The organism is Stenotrophomonas sp. JC08, assembly GCF_052180205.1.
In the GTDB taxonomy this organism is placed as follows: Bacteria; Pseudomonadota; Gammaproteobacteria; order Xanthomonadales; family Xanthomonadaceae; genus Stenotrophomonas.
In genome coordinates this window covers 1,325,304-1,342,950 of the sequence record NZ_CP197473.1, presented here as the reverse complement: position 1 = coordinate 1,342,950, position 17,647 = coordinate 1,325,304, and the positions used below count along the sequence as shown (strand labels likewise).

Here is a 17,647-nt window from a genome sequence, read left to right as displayed (position 1 = left end):
GGGGCCGCTCAGCGGCGCTTCTTGCGCACGTACAGCACCAGCGAGTGTTCTTCCAGATCGTAGCCGTGCGCCTCGGCGATACGGTGCTGCAGCGCTTCGATTTCCGGGCTTTCGAATTCGATGATCTTGCCGGTATCCACGTCCACCATGTGGTCGTGATGACCGCCACGATCCCATTCATAGACGGCCTGCCCGCCTTCGAAATTGTGCTTGAGCACCAGACCGGCCGCCTCGAACTGGGTCAACACCCGGTAGACCGTCGCCAGGCCGATTTCATCGCCCCCATCCAGCAACTCTCGATAGATGTCTTCAGCCGTGAGATGACGCTGCGGGCTGCTCTGCTCAAGCAACGCGAGAATGCGCATACGCGGGTGGGTGACCTTCAGGCCAACTTTACGCAGCTCATTGGATTCCATAGCCATCCTTTCATTGGGCAGTTTAGCGCCGGTTGTCTCCTGTCAGATCGCACCAGGTGCCGGGGAGTGTATCATCGGCCTGATTTCCTCAACCGTCCTACCCAATGCGCAACCTCCTGTTGATCGCCGTTGTCGCCCTGTCCACCACCGGCTGCGGCATCATCTACAAGCAGCCCATCTACCAGGGCAACCTGATCCGCGAGCAGTCCGTGGCACAGCTGCAGGTCGGCCAGAGCAAGCAGCAGGTCAATGCACTGCTGGGGACGCCCTCGATCGCCGACCCGTTCCATGCCCAGCGCTGGGATTACACCGCCAGCCAGCGCGTGAACCGTATCGGCAAGACCGAAGTGAAGAACTTCACCGTGTTCTTCGAGAACGATGCGGTGACCCGCTGGGAAGGCGATTATTTCGCCACCCAGGATGCGGAGCTGGCCCGGAAGAGTGTCCGCCAGTTCGGGCGCAACCTGGCCAAGGACAAGAAAAGAGGCCGCTGATTGCAGCTGCCGTGATTCAGTCGCCGCCGCGCGCCCGCCGGCGGCGATTTTCTTTGGGGTCGGCCAGCAGCGGACGCAACAGCTCGATCCGGTCGCCATCGCGCAGCAGGTGCTGCGGACGCACCAGCACGCCATGGATGGCGCAGGCAACGGCCTCTTCCGCGGTATCCAGCGCCGCCTCGTCGATGGCATCGGCCACCGTGCAGCCTTCGGGCAGTTGCAACTCGCACCGCAGGTAACGTTCCGGCCAGGCCAGCACCACTTCCACGCGCATGCTCAGGCGTCCTGGTCGGCCACGCGCACGAAGTCGTTGACCATGCGATCGGCCAATCCCTGGAAACCCAGCGCCAGCGCCGGACCCAGCAGGCGCGAGGTCGGCTCGAACTCCAGCACCAGCGTCACCTTGCAGGCATCCTCGGCCAGGGAATGGAATTCCCAGCGACCGTGCAGGCGCTTGAACGGGCCATCGCGCAACTGCATATCGATACTGTGTGGACGCTGCAGGGTGTTCTCGGTCATGAACCAGGTGCGGAATGAGCCCAGCCCCAGATCCAGCCTGGCCACCACACGCTCGTCGCCCTGTTCGAGGATCTCGGCCCGGTCACACCAGCGGAAACGACGCGGGTAGGCGGAAACATCATTGACCAGATCGAACATGCGCTGTGCGGAGTGTTCGACCAGAGCGCTGCGGCGGATGGTAGGCATGGGATTGCTGAAGAATGTCCGGAACGCCTCCGGATCGGAGACAATACGTAAATGAGCAAGAAACCCGGCAAGGATAAAGCAAAGAGCGCGACGGTTAACAAAACCATCTCGCTGAACAAACGCGCACGCCACGAATACCACCTTGAAGATCGCGTCGAGGCCGGACTGGTGTTGCAGGGCTGGGAGGTCAAGGCGATCCGCGCCGGACGCGGCAACATGACCGATGCCTACGCCTATGTGAAGGATGGCGAGATCTACCTGATCGGCGCGCAGATCACCCCACTGATCCAGGCCTCCACCCACGTGGTGCCCGAGGATCGCCGCCAGCGCAAGCTGCTGCTGCATCGTCGTGAGATCGACAAGCTGATCGGCCGTGTCGAGCGCGAGGGCTACACCCTCGTGCCCACCGCGATGTACTGGAGCAAGAACAAGATCAAGCTTGAGATCGCGCTGGCCAAGGGCAAGCAGAACCACGACAAGCGCGATGCCGCCAAGGAGCGCGACTGGGATCGCGAGAAGCAGCGCGCGATGCGGGCACACAACCGCAACGCCTGATCACGGAGGTGTCTGCAGCAATCTCAGCCGCGCCCACACTCAACAGGCCCCTCACAGGCACCCGCTCCGGCAACATGGCTCACCTGGCAGCTTTGCTGCGGTAATCCAGCGGCGGCGTGTCCCGCTGCAACAGCGGCCGGTAGCGAAATTCCGTACCGCGCCGCGTGTTGAACTCCTGCCTGGCCTTGCGCACCGTTTCCGGCGACTGCAGCAGTTGCACGGCGGCCAACGCCATAGTCTTGGCCGCGTTCAACGCACCCTTGTCACCGATCGACATGCCCGATGCGGCAACCGCCTGCCAGCTGTGCGCCGGCGTACCGGGTACCCAGGTGGCAGTACTGAGGCCGGCAGTCGGGGCATTCCAGCTGACATCCCCCACATCGGTGGATGCACTGCCGGCCATATCGGCACGGTACGGTTGCAGCTGCATTGCCGCCTCCAGCGACGGGCGCTCCTCCAGCGTCTGCTGCATGCGCTGTGCAAATGTCTGCTCGGCCGCGTCGTAACGCACGCCCCCCACCTGCTGCAACGCGGCCTGCATCACCTGCCCCAGCGTATCGTTGGGCAACATCGAGAACACCCCGCCGGTCTGTTCGAATTCGACCGTGGTGCCGGTGCCCATCGCCGCACCTTCTGCGGCCTTGTGCAGACGCTCGAATACGTCGCGCACCACGGCTGGATCGGTGTGACGCACGTAGTAGTAGACCTCGGCGAAATCCGGTACCACGTTGGGTGCTGCGCCTCCATTGCTGATCACGTAGTGGACGCGGGTGCCCTCGGGCACGTGTTCGCGCATCAGGTTGGCCATGTGGTTGAGCGCCTCCACCCCATCCAGCGCCGAGCGTCCATGATCCGGGGCAATGGCTGCATGCGCGGCACGGCCGTGGAAGCGGAACTTGCCGCTGGTATTGGCCAGACTTGTCCCCTGCGCAGCCGAATTCTCTGCCGACGGATGCCAGTGCAGCACCACATCCACGCCATCGAACAGACCGGCCTTGGCCATGTAGACCTTGCCCGAACCGCCCTCCTCCGCCGGCGTGCCATACACCCGCACTTGGCCGGCGCTGCCGCTGTCCTTCAACCATTGCGCGATGGCACGCGCGGCACCGACCGAGGCCGCCCCGAACAGGTTGTGGCCACAGGCCTGCCCTGCATCCTGCCCGGGAAGCGCCATGCGCACCGGCTCGGCTGCTTGCGCCATGCCCGGCAGCGCGTCCATCTCCGCCAGCAGGCCGATGACCGGGCCGTTACCGCGCGTACCGTAGCTGGCCACGAATGCGGTGGGCATGCCGGCAACACCGGCTTCGATGCGGAAGCCGGCTTCACGCAACTCGCGTTGCAACAGTGCCGAGGAATCGGCCTCCAGATAGCCCAGCTCCGGCTGTTGCCACAGCGCCCGACCAACTTCGGCCTGGCGTATTGCATAGCCATCCAGTATCGCCACGACATCGGCCGGTGCCGACCACGCGACGGGAGCGGAAAACAGGCAGGTCAGCAGCGCGGCGCGCAGCAGGATCGGCTTCATCGGCTGGCTCCAGCAACTCAGTAAAAGGTGACGTTGTCGATTTCGAACCAGACCTTGCTGCCGGGTTCGCCGCCGGCCGAGAAGACCAGTTGCTGCAGGTCATCGCCCTTCCACTCGGCAAGGGGAACCTTGGCCCGATACGGTGGCTGGCCCTGCAGCGCAGTGAACGGCACCTCCACCGTCCGCCATTGCGTCTGCGCCTCCAATGGCGCGTAGAAGCGGCGATTGCCCAATGCCCGCACTTCCAGCCGCAAGTACGGTGTAGCCCCACGCAGATCGAAGCGGATGCCCCGATGCGCACGCGCGTCCACCGGCGCCACCGAGCCCCGACTCAGGGGCAGGATCGCTGCGGCAAAGGCGCTGTCCTTGGTCGACAGCTTGGCCTGCGTGGACAATGCATGCCCGCCACTCTCGCGTGCGACCATCTCGGTCACCTGCACGGTACGGTCGTTGCCGCCATCGGCTTCGTCAATGCGCAAGGTGTCCAGCGCGGTACGGCCATCGCCCCGCTCGAAATCATCCACCAGCGCCGGCACCGGCAGCGCCGGCAGCGCGAGCGCCGTATTACCCGCCGGCAATGCCGCCCCCTTGCCATGCACCTGGCGCCCGGCCACATACACCTGCCGGGTATTGCGGATATCGCCGATCAGCTGCCACGGCTGGCCATGCACCAGCAGCAGGTCGGCGCGCTTGCCGACCTCGATGGTGCCGCGATCCTCCACTCCCAGCACTTTGGCGCCGTGCGCAGTGCCGGCCAGCAGCGCATCGGCTGGGGTCAGCCCCGCCTCCACCAGCAACTCCAGCTCGCGCAGTGCGGAACTGCCGTGCGGCGTACCGGTCATCCCGGCATCGGTACCGACCACCACCGGAATGCCGGCAGCATGCAGCGCCTTGACGTTGGCCAGTGCGTTGGCGAAGTTGCGTTCGCGCTGGTGCAGCACCTCCGGCTTGACGCTGGTGCGGCCACTGCCATCGACACGCTCGGGCAGATAGACCGCCAACGAGGGCGCATAGGCGGTGCCGTGAGTGCGCATCAGTTCGATCAGTTCCGCATCGACCGGGCCGTCCAGCAGGCTGTGGGCGATCATGTCCACCCCGGCCCGTGCCGCGGATTTGCCACGTTTGACCATCACCGTGTGGGTGAACACCTTCAGGCCGTGCCTATGCGCCTCATCGACCAGCGCGGTGAGGGTTTCCTCGTCCATGCTGCTGTTGTCGGCGGCATTGGAATAACGCCAGCCATCGGTGAAGGCCTTGATGAAGTCCGGCCGATAGGCCGCCACCGCGCGCACACCGGCACGGGCGGATTCGGGCGAGTTGACCCAGCGCGTGGTGTTTTCATCCCCCCAATCGGCACCATGGCCCAGCGGCGTGCTCATGCGCGCGGCGAACTTCACTTCCGGCGCAACAATGGAGGCCAGCCACTGCCGGCGCGGCGCATAAGCCTCCGGTGGCTGATGGTAATCGGTCACGGTGGTGATACCAGCGGCCATGTAGCGGTTGGCCACCTGCGGCAGCTCGGACGGTACCGCGTTGGGTGTCCAGTGCGTGTGCAGATCGAGCAGGCCCGGCAACAGCGCCTGCCCGCGCGCATTGATAACGCGGGCGCCTCTGGGCGCGGCCAGCTTTTCATCGATGGCGGCGATCCTGCCGTCCTGTACCAGCACGCTGGCCGGATAGGCGGCGCGGCCGGTACCGTCGAACACCATCGCATCACGGATCAGCAGCGCCTGGCTATCAGTGGCCATCGCCACCATGCCGATCTGCCCGGCACCCAGCAGCAGCGCGGTGATCAGCGCCAGCCTGCGGCGGCGTTTATTGTTGTGCATGTTCACTTCCGGTTTCATTGCATGGACCGCACCACCTGCGGCGCGGTTTGCGGGGAGCTCAGGCGGACCTCGCTGCCGTGCTGCTCCACCACCAGTCCCAGGCTCAACGCGACACTGCGCGCAAAACCTAGCGGGTCGCTGGCCGAATACAGCCCGACGATGCGCCGACTGCCCACCAGCGGGTCATTGATGACGATGCGGGTATCGCTGTAACGCAGGAACTGTGCCGCGGCCACTGAAAGGGTGTCACCGTTGAACGACAACATGCCTTCGCGCCACGCCAGCTGCTGCTGCAGGTCCTCGCGGGGTACCGGTTCGATGCGGATACCGTGGCTGCGATTGGCCAGCGCCCGGTAATTGGCCACCAGTCGTGTCGGCGCCACCGCGTTCTGCACATCGGCCACATCCACCACCCCCTCACGCACCAGCACTTCCACGCCACCACTGCGACGCTCGGTGAGGCTCACCGCAAAGCTGGTACCTACCGCGGTCACGTCGGTTTCTTCGGCGCGCACCACGAACGGGCGTGCCGCATCCCTGGCCACGTCAAACAACGCCTCGCCTTGCAGCAGGCGGATATCGCGGCGGGCATTGCTGTAACTCACCCGTACCTGCGAATCGGAATCCAGGGTAATCGCCGAACCGTCCTGCAACGGCACGCGCAGGATTTCACCCTTACGCGTAGCGAAGTACTGCCCGCCGTCCTCCTGCTGCTGCACGCCGATGACCAGCAGGCTGACCATCGCCGCCGCACCCATCGCCCACTTGAGCAGCCGCCGCGCACGTGGCACCGGCCTGCGCGCACTGTTAGAAGGCTGCACGCCGCCAGTCGAAAGCGCACGTGCACGGTCGGTTCGTGCCAGCACTGCATGCGCCCGCGCATACGCGCCGAAGTGGCGTCGGTCGGCGTGCAGCCACGCATCACGCTCGGCCTCGGCTTCCACGCCCAGCACCCCGCGATCCTCACGTGCCACCCACGCCGCAGCGATGTCGTCAATCCCGTTTTCAGCGTCTGCGTGCATGCCGTGTACCTCCTGCATCAGGCCGTTCCCTGCCTTGTTCCGCCCCGTTGCCATGCCGCTTCATCGACTCCATCAAAATCCGGATGCCCTTGCAGATGTGTTTCTCGACCGTGTTCTCGCTGATCTGCATGCGCTCGGCGATCTCGCGCTGCGAATAGCCCTCCACCCGCCGCAATATGAATGCCTGCCGGCACTTGGCCGGCAGGCTGTTGATCAGCACGCCGATCCGGGCCAGCTCCTGCCGCGACGACGTCGTGCGTTCGGGGCAGACATGATCCCCTTCGTGGGCCAACTGCTCGATCTCCGCCACCGCTTCGATCGACACTACCTGCGCGCGCCGCAACTGCTGCAGCACCACCGATTGCGCCACCGAATACACGTAGGCACGCGGCTGGCGGACGTGCGAGACGTCCGCCATCGCTGCCAGGATCGCGTAGGTTTCCTGGATTACGTCATCAGCATCCTGGCGGGCCGGCAAACGCCGCTTGAGCCAGTCCCGCAGCTCCGGCTCGCACGGCAGCACATGCTCGGCCAGCCATTGGCTGCGCTCCTTCGCCAGCGCCGCCTTCATCGCTTCACCTGCACACCACCCGGCAACCGCCTGGTGGTGCTGGTCGCATCAACCGCTTTCATCAAAACGCCTTACCCACATTGATGTACCAGTAGCGCGGATTGGCCTGGTATACACCGGACGGGAAGCCGAACACGTCGTCAGCCACCGGCGGGCGCTTGTTGGCCAGATTGTTGGCACCGAATTTCAGCGATACACCGTCGAGCCAGCCCTCCCGCTCGAAGTCGTACTTCACAAAGGCGTTGGCCAGGGTCTGCGACTGCACCGTCCACGGCGTGCCATCGGACAGCGTCAGGAAGTTGTCGACATAGGAACTGGCATAACGCGCGGCGGCCCCTACCGACAGCTGCCGGTAGCGCCAGGTCAACGTGCCGGACCACTTCCATTCCGGGTTGCCGCCATTGCCGATCAGGTCGCCACCGCCAGTGATGCGGATCGACGGATCGACCAGACCGGTGCCCTTGGCATCTTCCAGCGCCTGCAGTGCCGGCGAACGCTGACGGTAGAACTCGATCAGATGGGTGCCGGTGACCGACACGTCGAAACGGCCGATGCGGGTTTCCGGCGAATTCCAGCTGACGTTGTAATCCACGCCACGCAGCGTCTGCGGCTCCAGGTTGACATACTGATCCGTGACGTAGAGCACCTTGCCGGCCGGATCCAGGCCGGTACCGGCGAAACGCGCGATCTCATCGACGGTGGCATCGGCACGGACCACGGCAGCATTGCTGCCACCCTGCTGGCGCAGGATGTAATCTAGGATCAGCGCGTTGCCTTCGCCAAACAGGCCAATGATGCCCTCCTGCTCGTACTTGTAGTAATCCACCGCGAAGGTGAAACGGCCATAGTCCTCGGGGATGAAGCGCGGCTGGAACACCAGACCGGCACTGGTATTGGTCGAGGTTTCCGGCTTCAGGTCCGGATTGCCGGAGCGGCGCGCGGTGGTCGAATAGGTGTAACCGCCGCAACCGGCGATGGAGCCCTGTGCGCCGGTGCGCACATCGGCCTCGCACTGGATGTAGTCGGTGCGGTTGTTGGAGCGGCTGACCACCGTGGCGTTGACCTGTTCCAGGTTGGGCGCACGGAAGCCCTTGGCCCAGGATGAACGCAAGGTCAGGCCATCGAAAATCTGCCAGCCCAGCGCCAGCTTCGGCTTGGCGACATTGCCGAAATCGTTGTAGCGCTCGGCGCGACCGGCCACCTGCAGATCCAGCGAGCGCACCAGCGGTACACCCATCTCCGGCGACACCAGCGGCACCGAGAGCTCGGCGAACAGCCCGGCCACAGTGCGCGAACCGTAGGTATCGGGGGTCGGGCTGACGCCATACATGTCACTGGGATACGCCACGCCGGTGATCGCATCGGTGAAGGTCACCGAGCCGTCCACGCGCGCATCGCGGTCATCACGCTGGGTTTCATGCCGCGCTTCCACACCGGCGGCCATGCCGACATCACCGGCCCAGGTGCGGAACAGGTCCGGACGCGAGACCTTGAAGTCCCACAGGAACAGCTCGGTCTGCGCCTGGCGCTTGGCCTTGTAGAAGAACTGGTCGAGAGAATCCCAGTCGTTGCAGCCGCCGCAGAACGGGTTGTAGGCAGAGGCGGTCGGATTGGCCAGCACCTGCTGGAACAGCGACATGCTCACCGCGTCCTGGGTGTCCTTGACCTTGGCCTGCGAGTACAGCGCCGCGCTTTCCCAGTCGAAACCGTAATGGAAGCCACGCAGGCCGACCAGGGCACGCACCTGGGTATTGTCGACCTCAATACGGGTCGGCCGCTCGAAACGGTAGCTGGTCAACGTGACCGGCACACCATCCGGACCGATGTTCAGGCCCTGCAGACGGTTCGGGTTGAGCGTGCCATCGGGCAGGTACATCGCCCCGAACGGGTTCCAGTAATTGCTCGCGGCCACCGTCATCGGCAGTGCGGTGATGCTGTTGACGCCGTTCTGCAGGCTGTAGGCACGCGAGTTGTAGATGCCGGCCTCGCTGAAGAACGAAATGCCGTTGTCGAAATCGTGCTTGCCGGTGACAAACAGGTTCAGACGGCGCACGTCCGGATTGATCGAGATCGGATATTGCGACTGCTGGTTGTCACGCAGATTGGCATCGGCGCCGGAGGTCGCCTTGCTGCCGGACTGCACGCAGATGCCGTCGGCAATGGTCGCGCCACAGCCACTGTTGCCGATCGGCTGCACGTGGAAGGCGCCAGCGGCGGTAGTCAACCAGGTGCCGTTCTGCGACACACGCGGACCGACCGCGGTAAAGTTGCCCCACGGACTGTTGGTGTTGCGGTTGTCCACACCAGCCAGCCCTGCGAACGGCGTACCGGCGAAATCGGCGGCGCGGTTGCCATTGCGGGTCCAGTCCTGGTCCAGTGAATTCAGTCCGGTGGTGTTGTAGTAGTTGAAGGCGACGGTGATGTTGGAGCGCAGGTCTTCGGAGTTCTTGCCCCACATGCCATTGATGCCGATATCGCTGAGATTGGTGCCCTCGCCGATGCCCTTCTGCACGCTGATGGTGCCGCCGTCCATATCGTCGCGCAGCACATTGTTGACCACGCCGGCCACCGCATCGGTACCGTAGATTGCGGCGGCGCCATCCAGCAGCACCTCCACACGCTGCAGGTTGGACACCGGCACCGCGTTGGCGTTATAGGTCAGCACCGGCACCAGGTTGCCGTCGGCCTGACTCATCGGATGGACAACAGTACGGCGGCCGTTGATCAGCAGCAGCGTATTGCCGACGCCCAGCCCGCGCAGATTCACCGATGCGATGTCACCCCGGGCGTAGTTGGAGCTGTTGCCACCGTTGGTGCCCCTGAACGACACGTCGCCCATCTGCGGGATGGAACGGTACAGCTCGTCGCCGGAAACCGCGCCGGTGGCCTCGATCTGCTCGGTCTGCAGCGTCGCCACGGGCAGGATCGCCGCCGATTTGCTGCCCTTGATCTGGCTGCCAACCACGGTCACCTGGTCCAGTGTGCTCACGTTCTGGTTGATGGCGGGCGCTGGTGTGGGCGCCACCGGCTCGGCTGCCTGCGCCGCCTGCACCAGACCCAGCCCACCGAGGCCGTTCAGCGACGCCAGCATCGGCGAAGCCGCACGCAGGGTGATGGTGCGGCCATCGTCGGAGGCAACGGTTAGGCCGGTGCCATCCAGCAACCGGTTCAGTGCCTGGCGTACATCCATCTGCCCCTTGAGCCGCCCGACCTCGATACGCACCCCACCGGCCTCATTGGCCGGGGCGATGATCTGGATGCCGGCCTGACGTGCAAATTCAGGCAGCACATCCTCGATATGTCCCCCATCCACATCGAACTGCGGTGGGGCCGCGAATACCGGAGCTGCCACGCACAGGGCCGCAATCGCCAAACCGCTGCGGATAGCACTTGCAAGCGGCAACAACTTGAATGAACGCATGTGATGTATCCCCCGGAAATAAGGTGCGAAAACGATGGCCTTTGCCGGCCTCTCACCTGTTTGATGCACAACCGCTGAAGTTCCGCCATGCCAGATGCCGTTGCCCCGTTCTTGCAGACCAGCGGTCCGCCCTTCCTGCCATACGCCGTAGTATCCTTCCGGGTGATCCGTTTCTGCATGAGGACACCGCCATATGCGTTTGCGCACCCGTTACGCCCTGGTCGCACTGATCGCCCTTGCCATGACCGCCTGCGGCAGTGGCAAGGTCAAGCGTGTTTCCGAGCCCGCGGCCAGCATCCAGCAGCTTACCGTCGACAGCGAGGGCAACTGGGCTGTGCAGTTGCGCCTGCGCAACTACAGTTCGATGCCGATGCGGTTTGATTCGGTCGCGCTTGCGGTGAAGGTCGGCGAAGAGAGCGCCGGCACCCTGAACGCCAGCCCGGCCGTGTCGATCGGCCCGGAATCGGCGGATGTTGTCAGCGTGCGCATGCAGCCGAGCTCCTCGGCCCGGATCGTCGTCGCCGATGCGCTGGCTGGCGGCCGCACGCTGTTCTACGAGCTGGAAGGCACTGTCAGTGCCACTCCAGAAGAAAGGAAGCAGCGCAGCTTCGAAGTGAAGTCCCGCAACAGCCTCAACCAGGCGCCCGGTCTGCCCGGCGTGCTGCGCTGAACCCCCCGTCCCCGTTTTCCGCATCGTTCGAGAATCGTCTGATGAGCAACTACAAAGCCCCTGTTACCGACCTCCGCTTCGCCCTGCATGACGTGCTCAAGGCCGAGTCCTTGTTTGCCGCGATGGGCTTTGAAGAAGCCAGTGCCGACGTCATCGACGCGGTGCTGGAAGAAGCCGGCCGTTTCAGCAGCACGGTACTGGCCCCGCTGAACGCCGTCGGCGACCAGAGTGGCTGCACGCTGGACAAGGCCACCGGCGAGGTCACCACCGCTCCGGGCTTCAAGGAGGCCTATGCGCAATTCGTCGAAGGCGGCTGGACCGGCCTGACCGCGTCCCCGGACTTCGGCGGCCAGGGCATGCCCGGCACGCTGGGCATGGCGCTGAGCGAGATGGTGTCTTCGGCCAACCTGGCCTGGAGCCTGTTCCCGATGCTGTCGCACGGCGCGGTCGAGGCGCTCAAGCACTATGGCGAGGACTGGCAGAAGGAAGCCTTCCTCAAGCCGCTGGTGGCCGGCCACTGGACCGGCACCATGTGTCTGACCGAGCCGCACGCCGGCACCGACCTGGGCCTGATCAAGACCCGTGCCGAACCCAATGCCGACGGCAGCTACGCGATCAGCGGTACCAAGATCTTCATCACCGCCGGCGAGCACGACCTGAGCGAGAACATCGCGCACCTGGTGCTGGCCAAGCTGCCCGACGCCCCGCCGGGGCCGAAGGGCATCTCGCTGTTCGTCACTCCCAAGTTCAAGGTCGACCGCGACGGCAACAAGGGCGAGCGCAACACGCTGCGCTGCGGCTCGCTGGAGCACAAGATGGGCATCCATGGCTCCTCGACCTGCGTGATGAATTTCGACGGCGCGCAAGGCTACCTGGTCGGCCAGCCGCACAAGGGCCTGCAGGCGATGTTCGTGATGATGAACTCCGCCCGCCTCGGTGTCGGCGTGCAGGGCCTGGCGCAGTCCGAGCGCGCCTACCAGGGTGCGCTGGCCTATGCCCGCGAACGCCTGCAGTCGCGTGCGCCCAAGGGTGCCCAGTTGGCGGACAAGCCGGCCGATCCGATCATCGCCCAGCCCGACGTGCGTCGCATGCTGCTGACCACCAAGGCACTGACCGAAGGTGGCCGCCTGCTGGCCGCGCACGCCTACACCCAGCTCGATGCCGCCGAGCACGCCAAGGACGACAAGGCCCGCGCCGACGCCGAAACGCTGGTCAGCTTCCTCACTCCGATCGTCAAGGCGTGCCTCACCGAATGGAGCATCGAGGCCACCTACAACGGCCAGCAGGTGTTCGGCGGCCACGGCTACATCGCCGAGCACGGCATGGAGCAGTACGCACGCGACGCCCGCATCACCACCCTGTACGAAGGCACCACCGGCATCCAGGCGCTGGACCTGATCGGCCGCAAGACCGCTGTCTCGCAGGGCGCCGGGCTGAAGCTGTTCCTGGCCGAAATCGAGCAGTTCATCGCCGCCAACGCCAGCAACCCGGCCGTCGCCGAATTCCTGCCGGTACTCGGTGCCAAGGCCAAGGAATGGGGCACGCTGACCATCGACGTGCTGCAGCGCGCCGCCGCCAACCCGGAAGAACTGGGCGCGGCCAGCTGGGATTACCTGTTCTACAGCGGCTACGTGGCACTGGCCTACTGGTGGGCACGCTCGGTGGCTGCCGCACAGGCCTCCAGCCAGACGGGCAGTTTCAAGCAGGCCAAGCTGGAAACCGCGCGTTTCTATTACGCCCGCATCCTGCCGCGCACCTTCAGCCACGCCGCCGGCATCGCCGCCGGTGCCGATTCGCTGATGGCCATGGATCCGCTGCACTTCGGCGACTGATCGCCACGTGGGCATACCAGGCCCGGCAGCCGCCGGGCCTGAACAGCGCAGTGTGCCAGCGGCCACGCCGCGTCGACGGACGGCCTATGCTGTAGGGGTTTCAGCATGCGCGACCACACCGCGCCGGTTCCCCCTCTCAACGGAGTTCCACCATGTCCCTTTCGATGTACAGCGCCTCGGTTCCCGTCCTCAAGCAGATGCTCACTGCTCTGTCCGAGGTGTTGGCCAAGGCCGACGCCCACGCCACCGAGAAGAAGATCGACCCGGCCGCGCTGCTGGGTGCACGCCTGTTCCCGGACATGTTCCCGCTGGTGCGCCAGGTGCAGATCGCGACCGATTTTGCCAAGGGCATCAGCTCGCGCCTGAGCAATACCGAAGTGCCGTCGTGGCCGGACAACGCCGAAGCCGGCTTCACCGAACTGCAGGCACTGATCGCCAAGACACTTGCACATATCGACAGCCTCAGCGCCGAACAGTTCGACGGCAGCGAGTCACGCGAGATCGTGCTGCGTCCGGGCACGCCGAAGGAAAAGAAGCTGCAGGGCAATGTGTACCTGCTGCAGTACGGCCTGCCGCAGTTCTTCTTCCACGTGACCACCAGCTACGCGATCCTGCGCCACAACGGCGTGGAGATCGGCAAGCGCGACTACATGGGCATCTACTGAGTCTACCGACCCGACAGGCTTTGCCACATTGAGGAAACCCCGGGTGCGCTTCGCTTACCCGGGCTACCCACTGCGGCCGCCCGCTGCCTGAAAGCCTCCGTCAGCATTGCTGGCGGAGGCTTTTTCTTTCGCGTGCCCGTGGCGGCAGCAGCGCCTGCTCAGTCCTCGACCGCGACAAAGCCGCCGGTCTGCCGCGCCCACAGCCGCGCGTACAGGCCGCCAGCGGCGATCAGCTGCGCATGGCTGCCGGTCTCGACGATGCGGCCCTGGTCCATCACCACCAGCCGGTCCATGCGCGCGATGGTGGACAGCCGGTGGGCGATGGCGATCACCGTCTTGTTGCCCATCAGCTCGTCCAGGCTCTCCTGGATGGCCGCCTCCACTTCCGAATCCAGCGCCGAGGTGGCCTCGTCGAGGACCAGGATCGGGGCGTCCTTGAGCAGCACGCGGGCGATGGCGATGCGCTGCCGCTGGCCGCCGGAGAGCTTCACGCCACGCTCGCCGACATGGGCGTCGTAACCGCTACGACCCTCGCTGTCACGCAGCTCGGCGATGAAGCCATCGGCACGCGCCTTGGACACAGCCGCGCGCATCTGCTCCTCGCTCGCATCGGGGCGGCCGTACAGCAGGTTCTCGCGGATGGAACGATGCAGCAGCGAGGTGTCCTGGGTGACCACACCGATATGTGCGCGCAGCGAGTCCTGCTGCACCGAGGCGATATCGACGCCATCGACAAGGATTCGCCCATGCTCGACATCGTGGAAGCGCAGCAGCAGGTTGACGAGGGTGGATTTCCCCGCGCCCGAGCGCCCGACCACACCGATCTTCTCGCCCGAGCGTACGTGCAGGTCCAGCCCTTCGATCACGCCGTGGTTCTTGCCGTAGTGGAAGGACACGCCCTCGAAGTGGATATCACCGGCCAGCCGCGGCAGTTCCGGGGCGCCAGGCGCATCGTCCACTGTCGGCGGCAACGAGATCGAGTTGATGCCGTCATGCACGGTGCCGATGTTCTCGAACAGTGACGACAGCTCCCACATGATCCACTGCGACATGCCCAGCATGCGCAGCACCAGCGCCACGCTCACGGCGATCGCGCCGGCACTCACCAGGCCGCCCTGCCACAGCCACAGGCCCAGCACCACCGCCGAGAACAGCAGCAACATGTTCAGCGCATACAGCAGCGAGTAGATGCGCGTGGCCAGCCGCATCTGCGGATGCACCTTGTCCAGGAAGCCGCTCATCGCCTCGCGCGCGTAGGCCTGCTCGCGCCGTGAATGCGAGAACAGCTTGACCGTGGCGATATTGGTGTAGCTGTCGACGATGCGCCCGGTCATCTCGGAGCGGGCATCGGCCTGCTCGCGCGAGATGCGCTCCATGCGCGGCACGAAATGCCACATCAACAGCGCATAGCCGATCAGCCAGGCTGCGAACGGCAGCATCATCCGCCAGTCCGCGGCGCCGGCAACCACCAGGGTGCCGATGAAGAACACCAGCACGTAATTGCCGATGTCGAACAGTTTGACCACCGTCTCGCGCACCGCCAGCGAGGTCTGCATCAGCTTGGTGGCGATGCGCCCGGCGAATTCATCCTGGAAATAGCCCATCGACTGCCGCAGCAGGTAGCGATGCACGCTCCAGCGGATCCGCATCGGGAAATTGCCGAGCAGGGTCTGGTGCTGCACCAGTGAATTGACCAGCACCAGCAGCGGCAAGCCGACCAGCACCAGCAGCCCCATCCACAGCAGGCGCGGACCTTCGGCATCGAAGAAGGCGGCAGGTGTGGTAGAGCCAAGGCGGTCCACCAGCGCACCGACATAGGCATACAGCACCAGCTCGGCCACCGCGATGCCGGCGGTGGTCAGCGCCATCAGCAGCAGCCACTTCTCCGCACCGCGCGTGTAATGGCGGCAGAACGCATACAGGCCACGCGGCGGTTGCGCCGGCGGGTCCGACGGGAACGGGTCGAGGCGGGATTCGAACCAACGGAACATCGAGGCAGACCAGCGGACGGAGGATACCGGGCATTGTCGCGTATCCCCGCGACACTGAGGTCAGGCGACGGGTGGACTTCACATGCCCATCTGCGGCACAACCGCAGCGGAGCCTGCCCCGGTGCGGGGCAAACCCGAAATGGTAGCAAGGTAAGAGGCATGCCCTTGATGGCATGCCTCTTCTGGTACCGGGGCAACCGGCCTGTCTATCTGCGTCGCATGGCGCTTCGCGGCAAAGGCCGCGTTGTGCGGCAGTCCCTCCGCTTGCCGACCATCGGCGTTGCCGATGGCGCTGTGGCACTCACTTCTTTTCGGGCACCGGCACCAACAGCAGGTCCTGGAAGTCGAAGCTGAAGTCGGTCAGCGAGGACACCGCCTGCATGCGGACTTCGCGCACCTTGCCATCCGGATCGAGACTGAAATTGACGAAGGCGTCGGCGTTGAGCGAGCGGTTGTCCCAGCGCACGATGAAGGTGTCGTGCTGCCAGTGCTCCATCGTGCCGACCAGATCGGCGGTGGCACCGAAGCGCAGGCGCAGCTTGCCTCCCTTCTGCTCGACGGACACCTCGCCATACCACGCGTCGCGATAGGCACCGGCGTAGCCGGCCAGCGGCAGCGAGGGCTTGGATTTGGCATCGCGCACGGCCTGATGCTTGGCCCAACCTTCGTCGGCCTTGTCCTGCGATTTGGCCACGGCCGCGGCATAGGCAGCGACCCAGTCATGCGCCGGCGCCTCGAGCATGGCGTCGAGCACGCTCATGGTGATGGCGTTGAACGCGGCGCCGGATTCGGCGTTGGTCAGCACCACCACACCCAGCTCCTGCCCCGGCACCAGCGTCAGCCGCGAGACCTGCCCCGGCCAGCCGCCGGTGTGCCAGACCAGCTTCTGTCCGCGATAGTCGCTCAGGCTCCAGCCTTCGGCGTAACCGGCGAAATTCGGCTTGGCCGCTTCCAGCTCCGGCACCGACGGCTTGGGCACCACCTGCGGAATCTGCATCTGCCACATCTGCTGCTGGGTCTTCTCGCTGAACAGCGGCGTGCCATCGGCGAGCCGGCCTTCGGCCAGCTGCACGTTCATCCACTTGGCCATGTCGTGCACGCTGGAATACAGGCCACCGGCACCGGCGGCGTTGGACCAGGTCAGCGGCGGGACCGGGCGCAGATCGGTGAAGTCGAACTTGGCATGGCCGATGGCGGCCAGGTCGCCGGGCTTGAGGTGATCGGCGTTGTAGCGGGTGCCGGCCATGCCGACCTTGTCGAAGATGCGCCGCTGCAGAAACGTATCGAACGACTGCCCGGACACGGTTTCGATCACCTGCTGGGCCACCGCGTAGAGGATGTTGTCGTAGGCGTAGCGGTCACGAAAACCGCCCTTGAGCGGCACCTTGGCCAGCCGCGCCACGACCTCGGCATTGGAGTAACTGGTGGTCGGCCAGAACAGCAGATCGCCCGCGCCCAGGCTCAGGCCACTGCGGTGCGAGAGCAGATCGCGGATGCGCATCTCGCCGGTGACATACGGATCGGACATGCGGAAAGACGGCAGGTGGTCGATCACCTTGTCGTCCATTTTCAGCTTGCCGTCCTCGGCCAGCAGGTTCAGTGCGGTGGCGGTGAAGGCCTTGGTGTTGGAGGCGATGGCGAACAGCGTGTCGGCCTGCACCGGCTCTGGCTTGCCCAGCTCGCGCACACCCCAGCCGCGCTCCAGGATCACCTTGCCGTCCTTGACCACGGCCACCGCCACGCCCGGCACGTCGAACTGCTCACGGACCCGCTCCACGGTGGCATCGAGCTGCTGCAATTGCGCCGGCGTCACGCTGTCCTGCGCTGCCACGGCCTGCGTGGCCATCCCCATCGCGAGCACCAGCCCGCCGCCCAACCAGTTGTTCAATGTATGTCCCTTCTGGATCGACACCGGCCCCGCACGGGCCAGCCTTGCCGCGATGGTAACGCG

15 protein-coding genes are annotated in these 17,647 nt (G+C 65.2%); 5 read left to right on the top strand and 10 right to left on the bottom strand.

The window, feature by feature from the left end; genetic code table 11:
• Nucleotides 1-8: 8 nt before the first annotated feature.
• Nucleotides 9-416, bottom strand: coding sequence for a ferric iron uptake transcriptional regulator (gene fur / locus ACSBPQ_RS06135; RefSeq protein WP_442684149.1), 408 nt, complete (start codon nt 414-416; stop codon nt 9-11).
• 104 nt (nt 417-520) lie between these two features.
• On the opposite strand from fur, the gene ACSBPQ_RS06130 reads away from it, so the two are divergent.
• Entirely contained in the window at nt 521-910 is a 390-nt protein-coding gene (locus ACSBPQ_RS06130; RefSeq protein WP_442684148.1) for an outer membrane protein assembly factor BamE, read from the top strand.
• 16 nt (nt 911-926) lie between these two features.
• Here ACSBPQ_RS06130 and ACSBPQ_RS06125 read toward each other — a convergent pair whose 3' ends face one another.
• Both ACSBPQ_RS06125 and ACSBPQ_RS06120 read right to left on the bottom strand, forming a co-directional pair.
• Nucleotides 927-1,184 (bottom strand): RnfH family protein, encoded by a 258-nt coding sequence (locus tag ACSBPQ_RS06125; protein ID WP_442684147.1) that lies wholly within the window; start codon nt 1,182-1,184, stop codon nt 927-929.
• Nucleotides 1,185-1,186: 2 nt separating this feature from the next.
• Entirely contained in the window at nt 1,187-1,615 is a 429-nt protein-coding gene (locus ACSBPQ_RS06120; protein ID WP_442684146.1) for a type II toxin-antitoxin system RatA family toxin, read from the bottom strand.
• A gap of 51 nt (nt 1,616-1,666) precedes the next feature.
• Between ACSBPQ_RS06120 and smpB the strand changes: the two genes are divergently transcribed.
• Nucleotides 1,667-2,170 carry an SsrA-binding protein SmpB gene (smpB, locus tag ACSBPQ_RS06115; RefSeq protein WP_442684145.1) on the top strand — a complete coding sequence of 168 codons (504 nt, stop codon included), beginning with the start codon at nt 1,667-1,669 and terminating at the stop codon, nt 2,168-2,170.
• A 79-nt stretch (nt 2,171-2,249) separates the two neighbouring features.
• Here smpB and ACSBPQ_RS06110 read toward each other — a convergent pair whose 3' ends face one another.
• The 5 genes from ACSBPQ_RS06110 to ACSBPQ_RS06090 form a co-directional block, all read right to left on the bottom strand.
• Nucleotides 2,250-3,695 carry an amidohydrolase gene (locus ACSBPQ_RS06110; protein WP_442684144.1) on the bottom strand — a complete coding sequence of 482 codons (1,446 nt, stop codon included), beginning with the start codon at nt 3,693-3,695 and terminating at the stop codon, nt 2,250-2,252.
• A 17-nt stretch (nt 3,696-3,712) separates the two neighbouring features.
• Entirely contained in the window at nt 3,713-5,524 is a 1,812-nt protein-coding gene (locus ACSBPQ_RS06105; protein ID WP_442684143.1) for an amidohydrolase family protein, read from the bottom strand.
• A gap of 14 nt (nt 5,525-5,538) precedes the next feature.
• Nucleotides 5,539-6,546: a FecR family protein gene (locus tag ACSBPQ_RS06100; protein ID WP_442684142.1), complete on the bottom strand. Its 1,008-nt coding sequence runs from the start codon at nt 6,544-6,546 to the stop codon at nt 5,539-5,541.
• Nucleotides 6,530-7,117: an RNA polymerase sigma factor gene (locus tag ACSBPQ_RS06095; protein WP_442684141.1), complete on the bottom strand. Its 588-nt coding sequence runs from the start codon at nt 7,115-7,117 to the stop codon at nt 6,530-6,532. The genes ACSBPQ_RS06100 and ACSBPQ_RS06095 overlap by 17 nt, the downstream gene beginning before the upstream one ends.
• Nucleotides 7,118-7,178: 61 nt before the next feature.
• The gene (locus ACSBPQ_RS06090) at nt 7,179-10,538 is read right to left on the bottom strand and encodes a TonB-dependent receptor (RefSeq protein ID WP_442684140.1); all 3,360 of its coding nucleotides are present in this window, start codon (nt 10,536-10,538) and stop codon (nt 7,179-7,181) included.
• A gap of 193 nt (nt 10,539-10,731) precedes the next feature.
• On the opposite strand from ACSBPQ_RS06090, the gene ACSBPQ_RS06085 reads away from it, so the two are divergent.
• From ACSBPQ_RS06085 to ACSBPQ_RS06075, 3 genes are all read left to right on the top strand, one after another.
• Nucleotides 10,732-11,208 carry an LEA type 2 family protein gene (locus tag ACSBPQ_RS06085; RefSeq protein WP_442684139.1) on the top strand — a complete coding sequence of 159 codons (477 nt, stop codon included), beginning with the start codon at nt 10,732-10,734 and terminating at the stop codon, nt 11,206-11,208.
• Nucleotides 11,209-11,249: 41 nt separating this feature from the next.
• A complete protein-coding gene (locus ACSBPQ_RS06080; protein WP_442684138.1) occupies nt 11,250-13,040 on the top strand; it encodes an acyl-CoA dehydrogenase C-terminal domain-containing protein in 1,791 nt (596 codons plus the stop codon).
• 152 nt (nt 13,041-13,192) lie between these two features.
• Nucleotides 13,193-13,705 (top strand): DUF1993 domain-containing protein, encoded by a 513-nt coding sequence (locus tag ACSBPQ_RS06075; protein WP_442684137.1) that lies wholly within the window; start codon nt 13,193-13,195, stop codon nt 13,703-13,705.
• A 158-nt stretch (nt 13,706-13,863) separates the two neighbouring features.
• Here the strand turns inward: ACSBPQ_RS06075 and ACSBPQ_RS06070 are convergent, their stop codons facing one another.
• Nucleotides 13,864-15,696, bottom strand: coding sequence for an ABC transporter ATP-binding protein (locus ACSBPQ_RS06070; protein ID WP_442684136.1), 1,833 nt, complete (start codon nt 15,694-15,696; stop codon nt 13,864-13,866).
• 301 nt (nt 15,697-15,997) lie between these two features.
• Nucleotides 15,998-17,584, bottom strand: coding sequence for a serine hydrolase (locus tag ACSBPQ_RS06065; protein WP_442684525.1), 1,587 nt, complete (start codon nt 17,582-17,584; stop codon nt 15,998-16,000).
• Nucleotides 17,585-17,647 lie beyond the last annotated feature (63 nt).

Bases quoted from the DNA above. Each gene is read 5' to 3' on its own strand.
- fur (WP_442684149.1), bottom strand. From the start codon at position 416: ATGGAATCCAATGAGCTGCGTAAAGTTGGCCTGAAGGTCACCCACCCG.
- ACSBPQ_RS06130 (WP_442684148.1), top strand. From the start codon at position 521: ATGCGCAACCTCCTGTTGATCGCCGTTGTCGCCCTGTCCACCACCGGC.
- ACSBPQ_RS06125 (WP_442684147.1), bottom strand. From the start codon at position 1,184: ATGCGCGTGGAAGTGGTGCTGGCCTGGCCGGAACGTTACCTGCGGTGC.
- ACSBPQ_RS06120 (WP_442684146.1), bottom strand. From the start codon at position 1,615: ATGCCTACCATCCGCCGCAGCGCTCTGGTCGAACACTCCGCACAGCGC.
- smpB (WP_442684145.1), top strand. From the start codon at position 1,667: ATGAGCAAGAAACCCGGCAAGGATAAAGCAAAGAGCGCGACGGTTAAC.
- ACSBPQ_RS06110 (WP_442684144.1), bottom strand. From the start codon at position 3,695: ATGAAGCCGATCCTGCTGCGCGCCGCGCTGCTGACCTGCCTGTTTTCC.
- ACSBPQ_RS06105 (WP_442684143.1), bottom strand. From the start codon at position 5,524: ATGCACAACAATAAACGCCGCCGCAGGCTGGCGCTGATCACCGCGCTG.
- ACSBPQ_RS06100 (WP_442684142.1), bottom strand. From the start codon at position 6,546: ATGCACGCAGACGCTGAAAACGGGATTGACGACATCGCTGCGGCGTGG.
- ACSBPQ_RS06095 (WP_442684141.1), bottom strand. From the start codon at position 7,117: ATGAAGGCGGCGCTGGCGAAGGAGCGCAGCCAATGGCTGGCCGAGCAT.
- ACSBPQ_RS06090 (WP_442684140.1), bottom strand. From the start codon at position 10,538: ATGCGTTCATTCAAGTTGTTGCCGCTTGCAAGTGCTATCCGCAGCGGT.
- ACSBPQ_RS06085 (WP_442684139.1), top strand. From the start codon at position 10,732: ATGCGTTTGCGCACCCGTTACGCCCTGGTCGCACTGATCGCCCTTGCC.
- ACSBPQ_RS06080 (WP_442684138.1), top strand. From the start codon at position 11,250: ATGAGCAACTACAAAGCCCCTGTTACCGACCTCCGCTTCGCCCTGCAT.
- ACSBPQ_RS06075 (WP_442684137.1), top strand. From the start codon at position 13,193: ATGTCCCTTTCGATGTACAGCGCCTCGGTTCCCGTCCTCAAGCAGATG.
- ACSBPQ_RS06070 (WP_442684136.1), bottom strand. From the start codon at position 15,696: ATGTTCCGTTGGTTCGAATCCCGCCTCGACCCGTTCCCGTCGGACCCG.